15 protein-coding genes are annotated in these 18,430 nt (G+C 42.2%); 4 read left to right on the top strand and 11 right to left on the bottom strand.

The features are described 5' to 3' along the window. Positions 1 to 273 precede the first annotated feature (273 nt). From P0M28_RS11540 to P0M28_RS11520, 5 genes are all read right to left on the bottom strand, one after another. The gene (locus tag P0M28_RS11540; protein ID WP_302210055.1) at positions 274 to 678 is read right to left on the bottom strand and encodes a DUF1987 domain-containing protein; all 405 of its coding nucleotides are present in this window, start codon (positions 676 to 678) and stop codon (positions 274 to 276) included. Between the two features lie 23 nt (positions 679 to 701). After that, positions 702 to 1,214: a SiaB family protein kinase gene (locus P0M28_RS11535; RefSeq protein ID WP_302210054.1), complete on the bottom strand. Its 513-nt coding sequence runs from the start codon at positions 1,212 to 1,214 to the stop codon at positions 702 to 704. 58 nt (positions 1,215 to 1,272) lie between these two features. After that, a complete protein-coding gene (locus P0M28_RS11530; RefSeq protein ID WP_302210053.1) occupies positions 1,273 to 3,921 on the bottom strand; it encodes a SpoIIE family protein phosphatase in 2,649 nt (882 codons plus the stop codon). After that, positions 3,921 to 5,870, bottom strand: coding sequence for a TonB-dependent receptor plug domain-containing protein (locus P0M28_RS11525; RefSeq protein WP_302210052.1), 1,950 nt, complete (start codon positions 5,868 to 5,870; stop codon positions 3,921 to 3,923). Before P0M28_RS11525 ends, P0M28_RS11530 begins: the two co-directional genes overlap by 1 nt. Before the next feature lie 170 nt (positions 5,871 to 6,040). Next, positions 6,041 to 8,203, bottom strand: a complete 2,163-nt coding sequence (locus P0M28_RS11520) for a fibronectin type III domain-containing protein (RefSeq protein WP_302210051.1) — start codon at positions 8,201 to 8,203, stop codon at positions 6,041 to 6,043. 645 nt (positions 8,204 to 8,848) lie between these two features. Here P0M28_RS11520 and P0M28_RS11515 point away from each other — a divergent pair. The 4 genes from P0M28_RS11515 (at position 8,849) to lipP1 (ending at position 13,675) form a co-directional block, all read left to right on the top strand. Continuing rightward, the gene (locus P0M28_RS11515) at positions 8,849 to 9,994 is read left to right on the top strand and encodes a sensor histidine kinase (RefSeq protein ID WP_302210050.1); all 1,146 of its coding nucleotides are present in this window, start codon (positions 8,849 to 8,851) and stop codon (positions 9,992 to 9,994) included. Between the two features lie 179 nt (positions 9,995 to 10,173). Beyond that, positions 10,174 to 11,784: a sulfatase family protein gene (locus tag P0M28_RS11510; protein WP_302210049.1), complete on the top strand. Its 1,611-nt coding sequence runs from the start codon at positions 10,174 to 10,176 to the stop codon at positions 11,782 to 11,784. A 12-nt stretch (positions 11,785 to 11,796) separates the two neighbouring features. Next, complete coding sequence (locus P0M28_RS11505; RefSeq protein ID WP_302210048.1) at positions 11,797 to 12,654, top strand: alpha/beta hydrolase; 858 nt, start codon at positions 11,797 to 11,799, stop codon at positions 12,652 to 12,654. Positions 12,655 to 12,658: 4 nt separating this feature from the next. Then, positions 12,659 to 13,675 carry a LipP1 family hormone-sensitive lipase gene (gene lipP1 / locus P0M28_RS11500; RefSeq protein WP_302210047.1) on the top strand — a complete coding sequence of 339 codons (1,017 nt, stop codon included), beginning with the start codon at positions 12,659 to 12,661 and terminating at the stop codon, positions 13,673 to 13,675. A gap of 22 nt (positions 13,676 to 13,697) precedes the next feature. Here the strand turns inward: lipP1 and P0M28_RS11495 are convergent, their stop codons facing one another. The 6 genes from P0M28_RS11495 to P0M28_RS11470 all read right to left on the bottom strand — a co-directional run bounded on the left by P0M28_RS11495 (position 13,698) and on the right by P0M28_RS11470 (position 18,287). Continuing rightward, entirely contained in the window at positions 13,698 to 14,060 is a 363-nt protein-coding gene (locus P0M28_RS11495) for a cupin domain-containing protein (RefSeq protein WP_302210046.1), read from the bottom strand. Between the two features lie 10 nt (positions 14,061 to 14,070). Continuing rightward, entirely contained in the window at positions 14,071 to 14,415 is a 345-nt protein-coding gene (locus P0M28_RS11490) for a translation initiation factor (RefSeq protein ID WP_302210045.1), read from the bottom strand. Positions 14,416 to 14,453: 38 nt separating this feature from the next. Next, positions 14,454 to 15,182 carry a pseudouridine synthase gene (locus tag P0M28_RS11485; protein WP_302210044.1) on the bottom strand — a complete coding sequence of 243 codons (729 nt, stop codon included), beginning with the start codon at positions 15,180 to 15,182 and terminating at the stop codon, positions 14,454 to 14,456. Positions 15,183 to 15,208: 26 nt separating this feature from the next. After that, positions 15,209 to 15,883 carry an SMI1/KNR4 family protein gene (locus P0M28_RS11480; protein WP_302210043.1) on the bottom strand — a complete coding sequence of 225 codons (675 nt, stop codon included), beginning with the start codon at positions 15,881 to 15,883 and terminating at the stop codon, positions 15,209 to 15,211. Positions 15,884 to 16,245: 362 nt separating this feature from the next. Continuing rightward, entirely contained in the window at positions 16,246 to 17,313 is a 1,068-nt protein-coding gene (locus tag P0M28_RS11475) for a M48 family metallopeptidase (RefSeq protein ID WP_302210042.1), read from the bottom strand. 2 nt (positions 17,314 to 17,315) lie between these two features. Beyond that, positions 17,316 to 18,287: a YjgN family protein gene (locus P0M28_RS11470; RefSeq protein WP_302210041.1), complete on the bottom strand. Its 972-nt coding sequence runs from the start codon at positions 18,285 to 18,287 to the stop codon at positions 17,316 to 17,318. Positions 18,288 to 18,430 lie beyond the last annotated feature (143 nt).

The raw sequence follows: 18,430 nt of genomic DNA, 5'->3' as shown, positions 1-18,430 counted from the left end.
AGAAAAATAAAATAAATACCAAAAAAACAACTGGTAAGGAATGTACAAGTTGTGATATTTTACGCACAAAGTGTTGAAATTCAGACTTATACGCGCTTTATAAAGCTATTTTTAGTACATGGCCAATTTGATTTAGTCAAATTTCATTATCAACAGAATGGGCTTATTATGTACTAATTAGTAGTACTATTAGGTAGTAGAAAGAACCGTCAGTAATAAAAAAAGTACCAGACAGGCTACCTGGTGCTTATCAGTATTAAGATGAAAACCGTACTATTCCTCCGGCTGAGGGATCAATTCTATGTCTAGTTGAGTATCTTCAATAAAGTCCTCTGCCTCCTCTAGTATATCATCATCTTCTTCAGGATAGTACCAATTAATCTTTACCTCACCCCCTCGGTCTTCATAGTCTTTCAGTAACAGCATTATTTCTAGAATACCTTTAGAAGAGCTTGTATTAAAATAGATCATTTTAAAATCGAAAGTAAGCGGTTTTTGCGTTTTAGTATACTCTCGCAACCAGCTACATAAGTGCTCGTAGAATTCCCACGTATTTTCCAGGTACGATTCTCCTTCTAACAGGCAGTATCCTTTATGGGGGTCGAAGTATACGTGAGGGGTGTAAAATGTGTCTTTCTCTCCTTTTATTTCCAGAACATCCAACGTTGAGTTACTCATAATAGCTAATAATTTAATGTTTGTTAATCTTTGTCAATAGTTACAAATAGCGAGAAAAACGAGTGCTTCTCATCAATAGTATATACATCAATATCTAATGGATTATTGGAGAGAATAGCCGCCTGCACCAATCCAATACCGGCTCCCTTACTTTCATCGGCTTGTGGTTGGCGACGTTGTACCCTTCGCAGGCGACGAAGCTCATCCCGATCGAGTGAGTTAATGGTATTGCAGCTATCGGCCAACCGACCTACGTCGGAAGTATTTACAATATTACCACAGGAGAAGACATACCCTTCTTCTATTTCAGTAAGCTGAAGTATTCCTACGCTTTCGGTGCGCCCGGCGTAGCGAATTTTCTCAGCCGAGTAGAATAAAATATTCTGAGCCAGCTCAATGAATATGGAAAATATCTTTCGACTAGCCTGCGGAAAGTCGTCTAGTTGCCCCCGAATATCTCGGCTAATTTCTGCCATAATATTGGGGGTAACGGGTCCCTTATACGAGATCAACAAGTTTTCGTCCTGTAAAATCATTAAGTGATCTGTTAGTTTTCGATTATGGCTCATCTTTGCTTGATTGTAAGTACTCATCTTATATCTTGACTCCAATTAGGTTAATGTCATCTCGCTGTTCGGAAGACTGCTGATGAGCTTCCAGTGCGTTAATAAATTTGGTTCGTTGCTCCTGCATAGGGAGATGGTGAATTTCTTGAATGACTTGCTTTAGCCGCCTAGAGCCAAATCGCTTTCGCTCAGGGTTAGACTGGTCAATGAATCCGTCGGTAGTTAAATACAAGCTATCGCCGGGATAAAGGATCATTTGGTATTCAGATTTAGCTATATCGCTTTTAATACTTCCTACCGTTTTCCTGATTCCTTTTAGAACTTCAAGCTTGTTATCTCTTACCAGAAAGAGGGTATGCTTAGCCCCTACGTAGCGCAGTTGTACCGATTGGTCTGGATTTGTCTCGAAGATGCATATACCAATGTCCATACCATCTTGCACACTATTATCCCGGCCCCTTAGTCGCTTCGTTACCTGTTGGTTAAGATGTGCTAAGATAGAAGATGGGTTATGCAGGTCTTTTTCCCGAATGGCCTCATTTAGCATATTATAGGCAATAAGTGAGACCAACGCTCCCGGAACACCGTGCCCAGTACAATCTACTACTGATATAATTTTTGCACCTTGGTCTTCTGAAATCCAGTAGAAATCACCCGACACCACATCTTTAGGCCGAAATATCACAAAGCTATCCGGGAAAATTGCTTGACTCTCTCGTTCGCTAGGAAGTATAGAAAACTGAATGCGCTTGGCGTACTGAAGACTCTCTTGGTTTTTGTAGTTCTCTATTTCTAACCTCTTCTTTTGCTTCCGCAGTGCTTCTTGCGTTGATTCCAACTCGTCTACGCTACTAATCAGCATCTGCTCGTTGGCCTTCAAATGCTCATTTTGCTCCGCAATCCTGGTTTGTTGCTCCTGTAGTTTGCGGTGGTCTTTTCGCTTTTGAACAAAGCTGTACGATACCACTCCCATAATCACTAAAAATGATGAGATAATACCGTAGCCATATTTCCGTAAAGTGGCTTCCTGCTGTAACCGTTGTTGCTGAAGCTTTTTCTGTGCTTCTAACAGGGCAATGGCTTTTTCTTGCTTTTCTTGTTCTAGCAAGCTTTGCTCTAGCTGTAGCGTTTGTCTTTCTTGTGTACGTTGGAGCTCTAACAGCTCTCGTTTTTGCTTTTCAGAAAGCAATTCTTGCTGGGTGAGCGTGAGCTGCTGAGCGGCTTGCTCGTTGGCTAATTGTTGATTAAGAATTTCTGATTCTTGCAGGGCTTGGGTCTTCTTAAGTAAGGCTAGCTCCTTCTCCTTTAAACTGATGGCGTTTTCTTGTCGCTCCCGATCTAAAATTGTTTGCTCTTGCTCTATAATAGAAGACTTCAAGAACTCTTCCTGAGCATCGATCCTCTCTTGAAGAGCCAGTATTTTCTGCTTTTCCCTTTTTTCTTGAGCCCGAATTCTTCCCCTTATATCAGCATAACTTTGCAGGTAGATTTTCGCCTTTTCAGGGTTTTTGTCACTTTTGTATACTAGTGCTACAATGTTGTAGCTTTCTGCTAGCTCAGGATAAGCATTCTTTCTTACTCCTAGTGCAATAGCTTGTTCGGCTAGCTTTAGTGCCTGAGCATTATTTTGGCTCATGTACGCATTAGAGGCAAGGTAGTTAAGTTGCTGAGCTTGGCCTATTAAATTACCTGATCTACGTTCTATGGCCAGAGCCTCATTATAGAAATTTCTTGCTCTAGAGAAAAAACCCAAATTGGTGTAAGCAACTCCTAAGTTGGTAAGCATAGAGACCTGCATATCTTGGTTCCTTGATTCACTGATGGGTATTGCCAACGCCTGTTGAAAGTAGTTAATGGCAGCTTTGAGGTTTTTATTTCGTTTCTGTAAGAATCCTAAGTTATTTAGGGTATGTAGTAGCTTTACAGTGTCTTTAGTCTGGCGACTAATCTTCTCAACTTGCTCTAGGTACTGTATAGCATTAGGCAGATCATTAACGCGCTTACTAATATCTGCAATGGCTTCATAAGTCACGGCCACTGATTTTACATCGTTTCGTGCTTTGTGCCTTTTCACTAATTGTTGATATACCGCTTTGGCTTCTTCGTATTCTTCTAACTCAAAATTACTGCGTGCAATTTTCTGTAATATTGTAAGCTGATCGGGAACATCTTCTTCCAGCCTTTTTTTGCCTTTTAAATACGCTTGGTAGTACTGAGCAGCTTTTTGGTATGCCTTTTTACTAAAGTAGTATTCTCCTAGGTCACATTTTACCAGCAGCAGCTTGCTTTGGGCAGAAGCCTTTTCAAAAGTGCTAATAGCCCAAAGTAAATACTTTAGCGCATCTTCATCGTTTCTTAGTTTCTGGTGGAGAAGTCCTATTGTGTGTAACAATTCACCTTCTTGATCAATTGCATTATTGGCTCGGGCTTCACCTAGTTCTCGCTCAGCCGTTTGAAGAGCCTGTTGCAATTGGTCGCGGTCAGTAATACGCTTGATGGTGGAAAGAGCTGGCAAAGCAGTATTTTGCGTAAACCCAACGAGGTGACCACCCAGAATGATAGCTATGACTAACGCTATTGTGCGGCTAATTTGTATGAGACTATTCTGCCTTACCGGTAGTGGTTTTTGATAAGACCCGCCCGACAGATGAGTAATATGGTAAGGCACCTTATTCATTAGAACCTCAGGTTTATGCCTAGCCAATATATTCCTTGGGTTCGGTCGCTAAAGGGGTACTCTACTTTGCCATTATTCAGTAGGTTTTGCCCACTGATGAATAACGAGTGCTCATCCCAAATTTGATAAGATAGTCTGCTGCTAAGATTAAACCGGGCGGGGATTGAGAAAGACGCGTTATTACTGGTATAAAGGTGCTGAGAATAGTAATTTACAGTAAGAAAGGCCTGTAATTTGTCAAATAAGGCGGAATACCTTCCAGTGAAGCTACCAAATAGTTCGGGAAGAGGGTTGGTAGGAGTGTTACCTGCTCCTCTAAATTGCATATACGTGGCGTTGCCTGATAAGAGCAAGCGGTTAATTTGCCAATCAACTTTACCGCTAAATCCCGAACGGGTGGCGGTGTGTGTACCCTCTGCTTCTTCTTGGGGTTGATACTGGAAGTAAGTAAGATCAGCGTTTATATCTTTTGATATCTGGTAGTGGTACTTTGCTTCGTAAACCAGTGTTTCTTGAAATGGAAAGATAAGTTCTTCCACATTCACCGGATTCTGGTCGAGTATGCCGGGCGGACGCTCACTCAAGGCAATGGCTGCGCTGATTTTATGAGCCGGGAATAGCACGAATAGCGCACTCAACTGATTATTGAGTAGTGACTTCCCAAGCGTAGCGTAGTAGTCGGCTCGGTTGGCAAGGGTTAAAACTAATCGGTTTTCAAAGAAAGACAGATGTTGCGATATGCTGGCACTATACCGCTGACCTAATTGGGGAAAAATGGGGGCAACGTCGGTTCGGCTATTAGCGTACTCGTAGTGTAAAGTCTCAGCTCCCAACCCTAGCCGATACTTTTTCCATTCCTTAGCATACTCTATTCTACCTAACCATTGGTTATTGTTATCCCACCGAAGGTTCTCGTAGCCACTGTAGAGCTGGGAGCCAGCCTGATAAGAAAAGTACGTTTGGAATGGTTTCCAACGAGCGCGCAGAGAAACCCAGTTGGTATTCGCTAGCCGGTTCGATAGCGCAACCTCCTCTATTCTCCGAAAGATACCCTGTGCTTCCGAATTTTGTATTCCGGCACTAAGGTGTAACTCAGCATCTTTACTCCATGTGTAGTTAGCATTAAAATGCGCTCCTGAATTACGTATCCCCTTACTTACGGTAGGATTGGTTGTTCTAGCATTTATTTGATAAAAGAGCAACGAGTCGTCGCTAACGTAATTTCTTTGACTGAAGATATAAGAAGATTGCTGAAAACGAGTAAATCTGTTAAAATAACCAGTAGCATTTACCCGAAATCTACCTCCTTGGTAAAAGCTAATGCTACCTTGAAAAGCATGGTTATTATTTAAACCAACCCGCGTATTAGATTGTGCTTTTAGTCCCAGACCGTTATCTAATTTGGTAACAATGTTGATAATACCTTCGGCTGCTTCAGGGCCATACCATGCTCCGTGCGGAAAACGAACAACTTCTATTTGTTTGATATCTTGCAGAGCAACAGGCAACGTTTCCCACCATACGGACTGCTCCATGAAATTGTAATAAGGAATCTCATTTATCATGAGCAGCACCGTATTTCGGTGGCTAACCCCTTCATCGGCGAATGATGACCCTCTCAGGTGCAAAACATAGTTGCCATTGGTACTCTGACGAACCACAAAATCCGGTGAAAAACGTAAAACTTCCAGTAGGGTGGTAGCTCCCGACTGTAAGATGTCATCTTGTGTAATCAGGGTGTGGCTAATGGCCGCCTCAGCAATATCTTGATGTTCTTTAGATAGTATGTAGATTGATCGGCTAGCTTCTTCGTCGGGCCGTAGCTCCATGCCCAGAATATCGTCTTTGATAGTGAGTGTATACGATGATGAATCCAGAACCTGGGATAAAGCTTCGCTGAGTACGCAAAAAATAGATACTACTAATAGTATTGCCCCTTTATTCGTCATGATTAACTACCAACCGAGATTACTCTGACAAAGCTGCCTTAGTTGGATAAAGTAAACTTTGTGGATCTAAATTTTACTGCAAAATAAGGAGTAGGTGCTTTATTATTAGGTGAAGTTTTTCTCTCAAAGTACCTAAGTAGGGTATTTAATATTTTAGTAGTTGAATGGTACTACTCTATCTCAATTTGGTCAATTCGCATTAATTCACTAGAGCCACCTGAGAACTTTAGCCAGATCACTTGAGTGCCGGCACTAAGGTTTAAGGTAGTAGATGAGTCTTCCCACTCGTTCCAATCTGAACCATTAGGAATCGATACCAGCGAGGGGTTAGGGTTATTCTCGTGCCTCACCGTAATGTTAGTATCACTACCAGAATTATTGGATGCCCTAAAATCCAGGGTGTACGGACCGGCACTAGGCACATTGATTCGGTATACTACCGAATCATCTTTAGTAATATTCCCTAAGTAGTAGCCTCTGGAAGCATTTGCTGACTCCACTCGGGCAGTACCTAAATTCTGGAAAAAGTCTTCGGCTTCAATGGTGCCCGGAATCTCGAATATAGGTATATCATCAGTGGTTACAACAACGGTATTAGAATATTCAGATAGGTTACTGTCTATTATCGCCCGTACTCGATAGTAATACGTTGTCGAGACATCTAGTTCATCGACAATCAACGATGTTCCTGCCACCGATAAATCCTCGTAGCCTGGTACAAATTCTGTAAAATTGACATCGGTGGCCACATCTAAAAGATAGCTATTAGCACTAGACACAAGTGCCCATCTAGCGTATATCTCGTATGGTTCTACGTCAGATGGCTGTTGAGCAACCGGGGTGGGCACGCTAGTAGTTGTGGTGGTTGAAGTTTCTGAATAAGCTGAACTGGTGTAGCTATTAAACGCTTTTATCCGAAAGTAATAGCGGGTACTAGCTGATAGGTCGTCAACGCTTATGGATGTGCTATTAACAGAGGTTTCTTCAAAATCGCTAAGAATACTCGTGAACCGCTCGTCAGTAGCTACATCAACAGTATAGTATGAGGCATCAGGTACTACATCCCAAACAATATTGAAGCTGGTATAACTAACATTGGTAACCAGTATATTGCTGGGTGACTCTAAAGCCGACAAGTACTGACTCATGACGTTAGAGTAAGCCGAATAACTACCATCTTTTTCTGCCTTAACTCGGCAGTAGTAGGTCTGATCACCCGTCAGTTCTTCTACGTTGTATGTAGTATCAGTGATTTCATCTACGGATACAAATAGCGTAGAAAAATCAGGGTAGGTGCTTACTTCCAGTACGTAAGAATCAATATTGCTCACGGATGTCCAGGTTGCCGTAAATGATGTGCTACTCAGGTTACTTATCTCATTCAAAGTAGGAGTAGATAAGGGTGAAGTAGTAATTACTCCCTTTTCAGAATATTCAGAAAAAGACTTCTCACTGTGAGCCCTTACCCGAAAGTAATAAGAAGTATTCGGATTTAATCCAGTTACGGTAAATGAAGTATCTTCAGTACGCTCATTCTCTACCACATAAGCTGTCTCATTTAGGAACAACGGGTCAGTGGTAACCTCTACGGTATAGTTAATTGCGCTGGTTACCGCTTGCCACTGAAAAGTAAGCTCGTTTTGTACTCTATCCGGAATTTCTAACAAAACCGGTTTAGTGAGCTGGGTGGTGGTTAGATGAACTACATTGGAGTAACCTGAGATGATATCTCCGTTTCGGGCGGTAACCCGATAGAAATAGTCTTCATCTACCTTGAGGCCATTTTTTATAATAGCGAAAGTGTCTTCAGTAACGACACGCTGTAGCGAATCAGTTTCAGTAAAATTAATATCACTACTTATTTCAACCTCGTACGTTCTTGCTTCAGTTACTTTTTGCCAGCGAGAAGTGAACTGATTCGTGCTGATTTCAGTAGCTACTGTAGCAACCGGAGCTGGCATACCCAGTGTGTTTACCGTAATAATGTCAGAATACTGGGTTTGTTCACCAGTGCTCAGATTGGCTACCAACCGATAATAGTAAGTATTGGCTACCTCTAGATTACTCACGACATAAGCAGTATCCCGTACTTCTACCGGTGATTCTGTAACTAGAAATTCTTCCTCAAACGACCCATCGGTCGCTACTTCCAGTAAATAGCTATTGGCACCCAACAAGGGTAGCCAAGTTGCCGTAAATGCAGTGGTTCTAATGTTCTCTCCTGGTGTAGCTATAGGTCTAGGATCAATAAATTCCTGTATCTCTGGAGTACACCCCAAAAGTAATGCATAAATACTATAAAGTATTGCTGCTATCTTAAGAAATTTATTCATTTATATCTATATTTTCTATAACAAATATAAATAAAGTTGGACGCTATTATAAATAGTAGGTGCATTTACGCTTCATCTATTACCCTGTTGATATGTATGTTTTAGATAAATAGAATCACAAGAGCAGTGCTACACATACATAGTGGGTACTATTTTCTGGCTTATATTAGCTGAGTATACAGTATATCAGAAGCAAAGTCTTATAAACTAGCTCATAGTTTAGTTCTCCTTTGTCTCTCTTCACCAAAAGGAAGATAGTGGATTTGTTCTCTAAAAAAGGGTGTATAAGAGTTTTTTCAGCATTCTATAGTTACCATCGCTATGGTATACGCTCAAGCTAACTTAGATAGTCAGGTAGGATGGTTATCAGAATAATTTAATTTTCTTAAACATTGTAAGGTTAATGCCATATTGGCAATGTGGCTAGTTGAATCAAAGATGCTGATTATCATTATCTGAGACAGATGTTAAAAACAATTAATCCTATTTTATTACATATTCATATAATTTTTTGTATAAATCTTATATTTGTAATTGTGTCTTTTCAACAGATTAAAGTAATTATAAATCTGGAATAGTAACGAGAGGATATAAATACAATCAGCATGTGATGCTTTGTATAGATAATAATGCAACTAAATTGATATGATGCTGAAAGGTACTTCCCCCGAAGATAGCTTGATGTGCGAGAACAAGTATGACTTCCCCGAAAAATTGCTAAGAAGTTATACGGATATAGTATTGGTTTTTAACGAAGATTTGAATGTTTGTTTTGCCAATAGTTACGCTGAAGATTTATTGAACTACAAGGAACAAGCTCTAATAGACCAGCACATCACGCAGGTTTTTCCTAAAAGACAGCATCGGTTGCTAGAGTCAATAATTGAAAGCGTAGAAGACGGGAGAAATGTCCGGGAGCGAAGAACGTACTTGCATGTTAGAAGAAAAAGAAACATACCGGTATCGCTAAGTTTTACATTTATACAATCTGACCATACGTTTAAGTATATCCTCATTGCTAAAGATCAGCAGCAGTATACCAAAGCAACTGATGCACTAAAGCAAAAAAACGAAGAGCTCAAAACACTCATTTACCGAGCCTCGCACGATTTGAAGGGGCCATTAGCCTCAGTGAAAGGTTTGTTTAATCTGCTAGCAGATGAGCCGGAAGATACCGAGACGCTAAAGTATTACTTATCTCTAATAGAAAGAAGTGTCGACAAACTGGAAGATACACTCTCTGGATTGCTAGAACTGGGGCTTTCCTCAAAAAAAGAACTACAATTTACTTCCTTTAGTATTCGCGAGTGTTTGGAAGAAATTATTGAGCGGTTTGAAAACTATCCTGGGCGAGAAGAGGTGATTATTCATCTTACGGCGAATGAAGACCTAACGCTACATACTGAGAAAAAAATATTTGAGTCTATCTTTCAGAATTTGGTAGAGAACAGCATTAAGTACCGTAAGCCCGACCAAAACGATGCGGTAACGAAAATCTCAGTCCGTAGGTATAAACATGGTCTTAAGATTAAGGTAAAGGACAATGGTTTGGGAATGGATCGTAATTTACAAAAGCGGGCATTTGATATGTTTTACCGAGGGCACGAGCATGCCGAAGGGAGTGGCCTAGGATTATTTATTGTAAAAAATAATGCTGAAAAGCTGGGTGGTGAGATAAAAATTAAGGCTAGCCTTAATATGGGTACCGAAATACAAGTGTATCTACCTGATATGCAGAAGATTGAAGAAGAAAATGCCAAGTCGTCAGTGGGTACCAAGTCTACTTCTTAGGTAGGCACAATCGGGCGCGAGCTACCTCTCGAGAATATTGACTGTTCCCTAGCTAATAAGAGGTTTATGGATATGCAGATTTTGAGATAATCTGATTTATCTCTTTGCTTTGTTAAAAGTACTGCTTTCAACTGAAAGGCAATTCTTTTATCTTTATCACTACCTACAAAATCAACCTAATGACACTTCGCCTTACCTGTAATGCGCTTAGTTTTCTTCTAATCATTTCACTGTTCAGTTGTCAGGAAGAGGCTGAACCAAAAAAGCGTCCTAATATTCTGTTTGCCATCAGCGACGATCAGTCGTTTCTGCATACTGGCTTTGCTGGTGCTACCTGGATAAATACGCCGGCCTTTGATCGAGTGGCTCGCGAGGGAATTTATTTTTCAAATTGCTACGCCGGATCACCAGGCTGTGCGCCATCGCGCAGTTCAATTGTTACCGGACGCTATCATTGGCAAAACGAACAAGCGGGGCAACATGCGGCAGGTTGGTCTGACAAATATGTCCCCTTTGTTGATCTACTCGCTGCGAATGAATACCATACCGGGTACACCGGAAAAGGGGTGGGGCCGTTTAAGTACGGTGAACCGCCGCTTCGTAGTCAGAATGCTGCGGGTGAAGCCTACAATCAGGTAGCTTACAAGGAAGGCGGCCCTGATGACGAGCGTTTTGCCGAAGCCATTCGCAGTACCAATTATTCTGCTAATTTCCGTCAGTTTATGGAGCAGCGCGAAGAAGATACGCCATTCTTCTTTTGGTACGGAGCCTCAGAACCCCACCGGGCTTACGAGCAAGACTCGTGGAAGCGGCACAACAAATCGTTAGAAAGTGTAGATGTTCCAGCATTTTTACCCGATAACGAAGAAGTACGGGGCGACCTACTAGATTATGCGGTAGAAATTGAGTGGTTTGACCTTCATCTCGGGCGAATGATTGAGTATTTGGAAGAGATAGGCGAGCTAGACAATACTGTTATTATAATAACTGCTGACAACGGAATGCCCTTTCCTCGGGCAAAGGCCAATGCGTATGAGTACGGCGTACACGTTCCGATGGCTGTACGTTTTCCTGAAAAGTTTCCGGGTGGGCGGAAGGTAGATAACCCTATTAGTTTTATCGATTTAGCTCCCACAATTCTAGAGTTAACGCAAACCAGTTCGGAAGGAATGCTGCCGATCAGTGGAAAGAGTCTGGTAAGTTTACTGACCTCCGAGCAAGAAGGCACACTTCTTGACTTCCGGGAATACGTTATTGCCGGACGAGAACGCCACTCATCATCGCGTTATCAGAATTTGGGTTATCCGCAGCGGTTGCTACGGCGGGGCGATTATTTGTTTATCTGGAACCTAAAACCCGAACGTTGGCCCGCCGGTGCACCCCAACGACTACTTTCGGACTCTACGGAAGAAATGCATCCATTGTACGGAATAGATGAAGAAGGAATACATCATTCTGATTGGGCATTTACCGATATTGATGCCGCTCCAACCAAATCGTTTATCGTAGAAAATCGCGATAATCCCGAGTACACTCAGTACTTTGAGTTATCGGTAGGAAAGCGGCCTGAATACGAATTGTTCAACGTGAAGAAAGACCCGAACTGTTTGACCAATCTGGCAACTGACCCCGAGTTTACCGGACTGATAAACGAGTTAAACGAAACGATGGCGGAAGTGCTGACTAAAACCAACGACCCACGCGTAGTTGGACCCGACCCAGAGCTGTTTGAAACCTACCCTCGCTACAGTCCCATGCGTTACTTTCCCAAACCCGATTGGGCACTTTAAATAATCATTCCGATGGAAGGTTATCAACACTCTACCAGCCAATTTAACTCATCAAAGGATGACTTTCCGTTATTCTACCAACAGTGGACACCAAACACATCTGCTGAGCGTGTTATCGTCTTTCAACACGGACTAGGTGAACATTCGGGGCGTTATCAAAACTTGGTTCAAGCTTTTTCAGGTACCGCCACTGCTTTTTACGGAATGGATGCCCGAGGGCACGGTAGAACGGATGGAAAACGGGGGCACGTTGATCGGTTCCAGCTATTTGTCAGTGATCTTTGCGATTTAATCAAAAGAGTACGGCAGGAAAATGATGGTCAGAAGGTATTTCTGTTAGGCCATTCTATGGGCGGGGCTATTGTGCTGAAGTACGCTATCACTGGCAATTATCAGGATAATTTACGAGGACTTATTGCTTCTTCTCCAGCCATTAGACCGACAATGGACTGGGTAAAAAAGCTTCAAAAACCCGTGGCGGCCTTGTTAGCCCGTTTGACTCCATCGTTAACCCTCAGTAACCAGCTTAATATTAATGATCTATCCCACCACAAACCAGTAGTTATGTCGTACCATAACGACCCACTAGTGCACGGCAGAACTTCGGCCTGCTTAGGACATGCTCTATTTAATATTCACCGGGATATTTTGTCAAGAGCTGATTCCCTACACATCCCAGTTTATCTAATGCACGGCACGGCCGATCGCCTCACAAGTGCTGATGCTACTCAGCATTTTTACAATTTGCTGACTACGCCAGACAAGACGCTAAAGCTGTACGAAGGCTTATACCACGAAACCATGAACGAACGACCGGAAGATCGGGCACGAGTACTTGATGATCTAAAAAATTGGGTGTTGTCTCATTAGCGCGATGAAGAAGTGGTGGTTGATAGTTTCTGCGGTCTTGTTAGTGTTGTTAGCGGGAATAATTATTACTATTTACTCCTGGAGCCAAACTCCTTTCGGAACATTGCATTATTTAGCTGCTATTGGAGTCCGTCTTATTTACGAACCCCCCGATATAGAAAATTATTCGCCCATTGAGCTTCGGGAGCAGTATCGGCAGAAAGAGTCAACCTCTACCAAATATTTGCAGTATGTTTCCAGCACGAAAGATACAGTAGTTCTCTCTGCCGAAGGAGAAATTCCGATTCGGTTATACTACCCTTCCTCCACCGATAATCTTCCTATTATTGTGTATTATCACGGGGGTGGTTTTGTCTTCGGAACGCTTAATGAATACGATTTGCTGTGCGCCAAGCTGGCTCAAAAGGCTTCAGCCTTGGTAGTATCGGTAGATTATCGGTTAGCACCCGAGTATCCGTACCCGGCGGCAGCCCAAGACGCTTATACCGCTTTACAGTGGGTTTATCAGAATGCTCAAACTATTGGCGGGGACAGCACCCGAATAGCCGTAGCGGGTGATAGTGCCGGAGGAAATTTGGCAACCGTAGCATCGCTCATGGCTCGAGATAGCAGTCAGCACTTTATTGATTATCAAGTACTGTTGTACCCGGCCACTCAGTCGTTAGATTTAACCACTGTATCTCACCAAAATTTTGGCGAAGGCTACGGAATAACCACTCGGCAGATTGACTGGTACATTGAACAATATCTTCCCAATGAAGCGGATCGGTACGAAGCCTACGCTTCTCCGTTGCTGGCCGAAGACCTCAGTAATCTACCCCCAGCGTTGGTCGTGTTAGCTGGCTTTGACCCACTGAAAACCGAAGGTCAGCAGTACGCTGAAAAACTTCAGACCGCTGGTGTGCCCGTTAAGCTACAAACCTACGAAAGCATGATCCACGGCTTTGCGAATATCCACGAATTTCCGCAATCAGATGAGTTATTGGATGAGATTGCTGTCGCACTAGCGTCGGTGTTTTAGCCACTCATCCAAAAGCGGGGAATTAAATCCACTCCTGATCGTTCGTTGTTTTTTCGTGTACTACGTCGCCAGTGTGTTGGGTTGAGATAGGTTCAATGAGCATGAGCCAAACTTCTTCGCCATTGGTGCGGGGTAGATGCTCTACTCCTTTGGGTACCACCAGTATTTCTCCTTCATGCACTTCCACGGTTTTATCTCGAAAGTCCATGTACAGTGTGCCTTTCTGAACGATGAATAACTCGTCTTCATTGGCGTGGCTATGCCAGACTAGCTCATCTTTCACTTTGGCCAGTTTAATATGCTGACCGTTTAGCTCTCCGATAATCTTAGGAGTCCAGTGTTCAGTAAACTGGCCGAACTTCTTGTTTAGGTTGATCTTGTCCATTCTAGTAATTTTATCCTCCGGCAGATTTAGCGGAATAACCTTGTTTCTGTAAGTAGGTCACTACCTTATCGCGCTGATCACCCTGAATCAGGATTTCACCATTTTTGGTGCTGCCACCCACTCCGCAGTGGCTTTTCAGTTGCTTTCCCAAATCTTTTAGGTCATCGTCTGATCCGACGAAATCGCGCACGATAGTTACTTGCTTACCGCCTCCTTTACTCTCTCGCCACACTCGTAGCTGCTGCTCACCTGGTGGTGAAGTTTCCTGCTGAGCTTGATTTTCTGTTTCGTAGGAAAAATCAGGATTGGTAGAATATACAATTCCGCTTTGTTTTCTCTTTTGTTTTCTGGCCATAACTCAAAAAGTGTAGTACCAAAGATAGCAATAATGATTCAGGATGGTAGGAACGCCCGGATTTCCTCTAAACCAGACCAACCCATTAAATGAATCATTCGCTGGAACTCAGATTGCAGCGGAGCCTTTATCAGAATTTGCTCGCTACTGATGGGGTGGATAAATGTAAGTGATGCCGCGTGCAACAGCATGGTATTCATCTGCCAGCGTTCTTTGAACAAACGGTTTTGCTTGTTGCAACCGTGCGGTCGATCCCCGATAATGGGGTGAAAAATATGCTTAAAGTGCTTACGAATCTGGTGGTACCGTCCGGTCTGGGGCTTTACCAATACTAGTGAATAGCGAGACGTGGCGTGTTTTCCGAAGGGAACGTTCAACTCCGTTTGAGCCAAGGTTTTATACTGAGTAAAAGCTTCCTGCACTTTGCCACGGTCATTTTCCAAAGCATAGTCAATCCCCCCCAATTCATCGGCATAACCGCGAACAATTGCTAAGTACTGCTTATCTATCGTGTTTTCCCTAAACTGAGTTTGCAGAGCGGAAAGTACCTCAGGGCTGAGGGCGAACAGCAATACTCCTCCAGTTTTACGATCAATGCGATGAACCGGATAAACAGTTTGCCCCAATTGATCGCGCAGTAGTTGTAGTGCAAATTCTTGAGCATCACGGGCAATTCGACTGCGGTGCACCAGTAGTCCGTGGGGTTTGTTGATAGCTACTAAGTCTAAGTCCTGGTAGATGATGGGGAGCAAGAGAGGTAATAACATCTTACTGAAACGTAGTTAGTAGCGTTCTAGCTTGTATTCTCGTGTGCTTTTAGCATTTCTATCCAGCAATTCCAATAATCCCGACCTGCTAAACCTGCACCTGTTGGGTCTATAGTAAAGAAGTCAGGAATTATCTTGTAATCGCTTTTTACTGCCCGTAATTCTAGAAAATGAGTTATACACTCTAATAGCTTCGTAAAGGAAGAAAATATTACATTAGATAAGCCTTCCAACTCTCCATCATATTCATGATCGTACACCCTTACTGGAAATTCATGGCTTTCCACTGGTTCACGAGCATCAAATACTAATGAACCAGTATCATTCCCTTCATCCGCAAAGGGATAAATCTTCATTGGAATCAATTGCTCAGAAGCAGATAAATCATCAACCGACCGTAAATCATGCAATAGCTCATTAGGGTTTGATTCAGGTAGTCTTACAAGGGAACAATCCCCATCTAGGAAAAAGTAAGCTCTGTGCCATTCAATAAAACTAGGCGGATATTGTATGTTAAGGTCTTTCTCAACCTTCTGATAATCCTTAACTGTGAGATTTCCTTTTATAAGCCCCCACTCAAACCATCCGCTTTCATTAATTTCCGATCGCATCATTTCTTTCGGCACTTTATCCGTACACACTGTGTACATTCCGGGCTTCCAGTAAGCTTTAAAGAAATTTTCTATCACGTCTTTGTTCATATGCTTACAGCTAATAAATGTGGAAAATAGTATCAAGTAGCCTTATATACTATACCCGATTCTCATTTTATTGTCTAACATTTTTTATGATTTCTCCACCTTAGAGTTCATCAACTGTACAAGGCTTTGCAAGATGAATTTTAGTGCGTAATAGATCTGAATAATCCTGTGTGTAATTTAGATAATTTGACCGCAATGTATTAGCAATCCGTGGGGTTTGTTAGTGGCTACTAAGTCAGTGTCTTGGTAAATGATAGGTAGCAAAGGAAAGGACTTGGTAAATTATTAGCAAGGTGGGTAAATCTACTGCTGATGCGTTGAGCTGGTTTCCTGCCGGATTACGGACCATTTTTTTAATGACTTTACCGTTTGATCTTCTCGAATAAAGAGTTCAATTTGTTATGTGGCTTTACTTCATAAACTGTTTCGTAGATAATTCTCCGCATATTTTCTTTGCGGTCTTTTGTCAGAGGATGGGAGCTGATAATTTTCGGAACGGCATACTCACTTTCTTCTTCTAATTGGTCAAATAGTTGTACCATTCCGTTTGGATCAATGTTGTTGTCCATCAAAATTTTAAGACCTTGCTCATCGGCTTCTTGCTCAAACTGGCGCGAATAAGAAAGCGAATGAAGTTGCTGGGCGTTTTCGGCCAATACCGTTACAACCCCGTTAACATCGCTAAGAAGTAAAGAAACTGTCAGATAACCTGCTAAGCTTCGACAAAGCATTTTGATAGAATGCCGATGATTAATATGCGATACTTCGTGACCAAGTAGGGCAGCCAGTTCACCAGCACTTTGCATGTTTTCTAGGATAGCAGTGAAAATTACAATTTGTCCATTGGGTAGAGCAAAAGCATTTACTTCATTGGATTCTACTACGAAAAACTGAAGTGGTTTTTCATTTTTCAGATTCAGTTCGGACGCAAACTGCCTTAGGTATTTGGTTTTTGCGGAGTCTACGGTATTGTGGTCAAGAAACGTCTCCATAAACATATTCCCGATCTGGTCGTCAAAACTGTTAGGCAGCAGTGCGGCAGATTTTTCGGCAACGGGTGGCAGAACATAGAAGTACGCAAGCATCACCAAACCAAGCAAACAAACCGCAATAGCCAGAATTTTTGAAAAACCGAGTTTCAATAAACGGGTGTGAATGTCAACCCCCTTGTTTTCTTTGATAGCTACATAGAAACTTTGCGAGAAATTTTTATCATCGATTTTCAGTAGGGCACCTGAATAGTTTTTGTTTCGTATCTCAAGTAAATGACCGTACTGTTCAAAGCGTAAATCATTCAGATTCCAAACAAATGAAGTTCCGGCCGCAAAATGCAGCCGGAACTCATTCATGGTTTCATCGAATGCTACGATAGTTTGTTGAGAAGCCGACGACTGCCCGTCGAAATATTTTGCCTCTATCTTATTGGTCACGGCTAGGTCAAGTCTATTTCAAAGAAATCTACCGCATCTTCGCCCATTGCGTTCGTATATTCTTCTTCAGTCTGGTTAATTTCCTCGATGTTGATGTTGCCTTCCATTTTCACATTGTCAAAAATAAACTTTTGCGTACGTATGTCGGCCCAAGCCTTACCGAAACCCAGCGTGAAGACAATAATTAGCAGATTCACCACCAATAGCTCGAAAAAGCCCCCACCGGTAGCAGTTGAATAACACCTAACCTCTTGTTCGCCTTTGGTCATTCTCATATTGTCGATGTAATAGTTGAAGATATCTTTTTGCCACCAAAAGCTGTATATACCGAGCGTAATCGCCGTGAGGAAATATCCTTTCAGGTTAAGAATGAAATAGTCTCCACCGTCGGCATTATTTGAAAATTCTACATCCCCGTAACGAATATTTTGATGAGTGTATCTTCGGATATTCATTAATAGCCACGATCCGTAAATACCAAAAGTTACTAGCGTGAGTAGTGCCCACTTATAGAAGCTTTTTACGAATTCGTCACGGTTACCGCGATAACCGAACCGAACGCCTCGGTACGAAGTTCTGCTCATTCTGTAGCGAAGCGAGCCGTGAATAGCAAACGGAACAATAGCGAAGAGACTTAGGTATAAGAACAGTATGGCCAGCACAGGTAGTTTGGCCACCTGCAAAAGCAATACATAAGTAGCTATGATAGCAATGTAGAATAAAACAACTTTGATAAACCCACGAAACATCTCTGCACCTGTTCCGGCAAAATGAAACCGTTCATCATTAAGGGCAGTCTGCCCGTATATGTAACGAAGGCTTTTAGCTTTGGCCCAAGGGTAATACAGTCCGAGGGTGACAACAGTCAGTAGCCAGTTGACGATCATGATTGCAAAGTAGTCCGAACCTTTACCAAAAAAATCAAAACGATAATTTTGCGTTTGGTCTGAGTCTGATGTAATTAGTGTTTCCATATTATTAATTTGAAATGTTGCCTTTACTTATAGCTTTTGGTTAGACCTTTAGACTTGTATAAGCTTTTAATAGTCTGTACTTATGCTGCTTTGCGGGCTATAACAATGGCATAAAGAAATGTAGTTTATTTATATTTTATATA

Source organism: Tunicatimonas pelagia, assembly GCF_030506325.1.
Classification (GTDB): domain Bacteria; phylum Bacteroidota; class Bacteroidia; order Cytophagales; family Cyclobacteriaceae; genus Tunicatimonas; species Tunicatimonas pelagia.
Note: the sequence above shows the minus strand (reverse complement) of the source record. Positions and strands in the feature narration are given on the sequence as shown.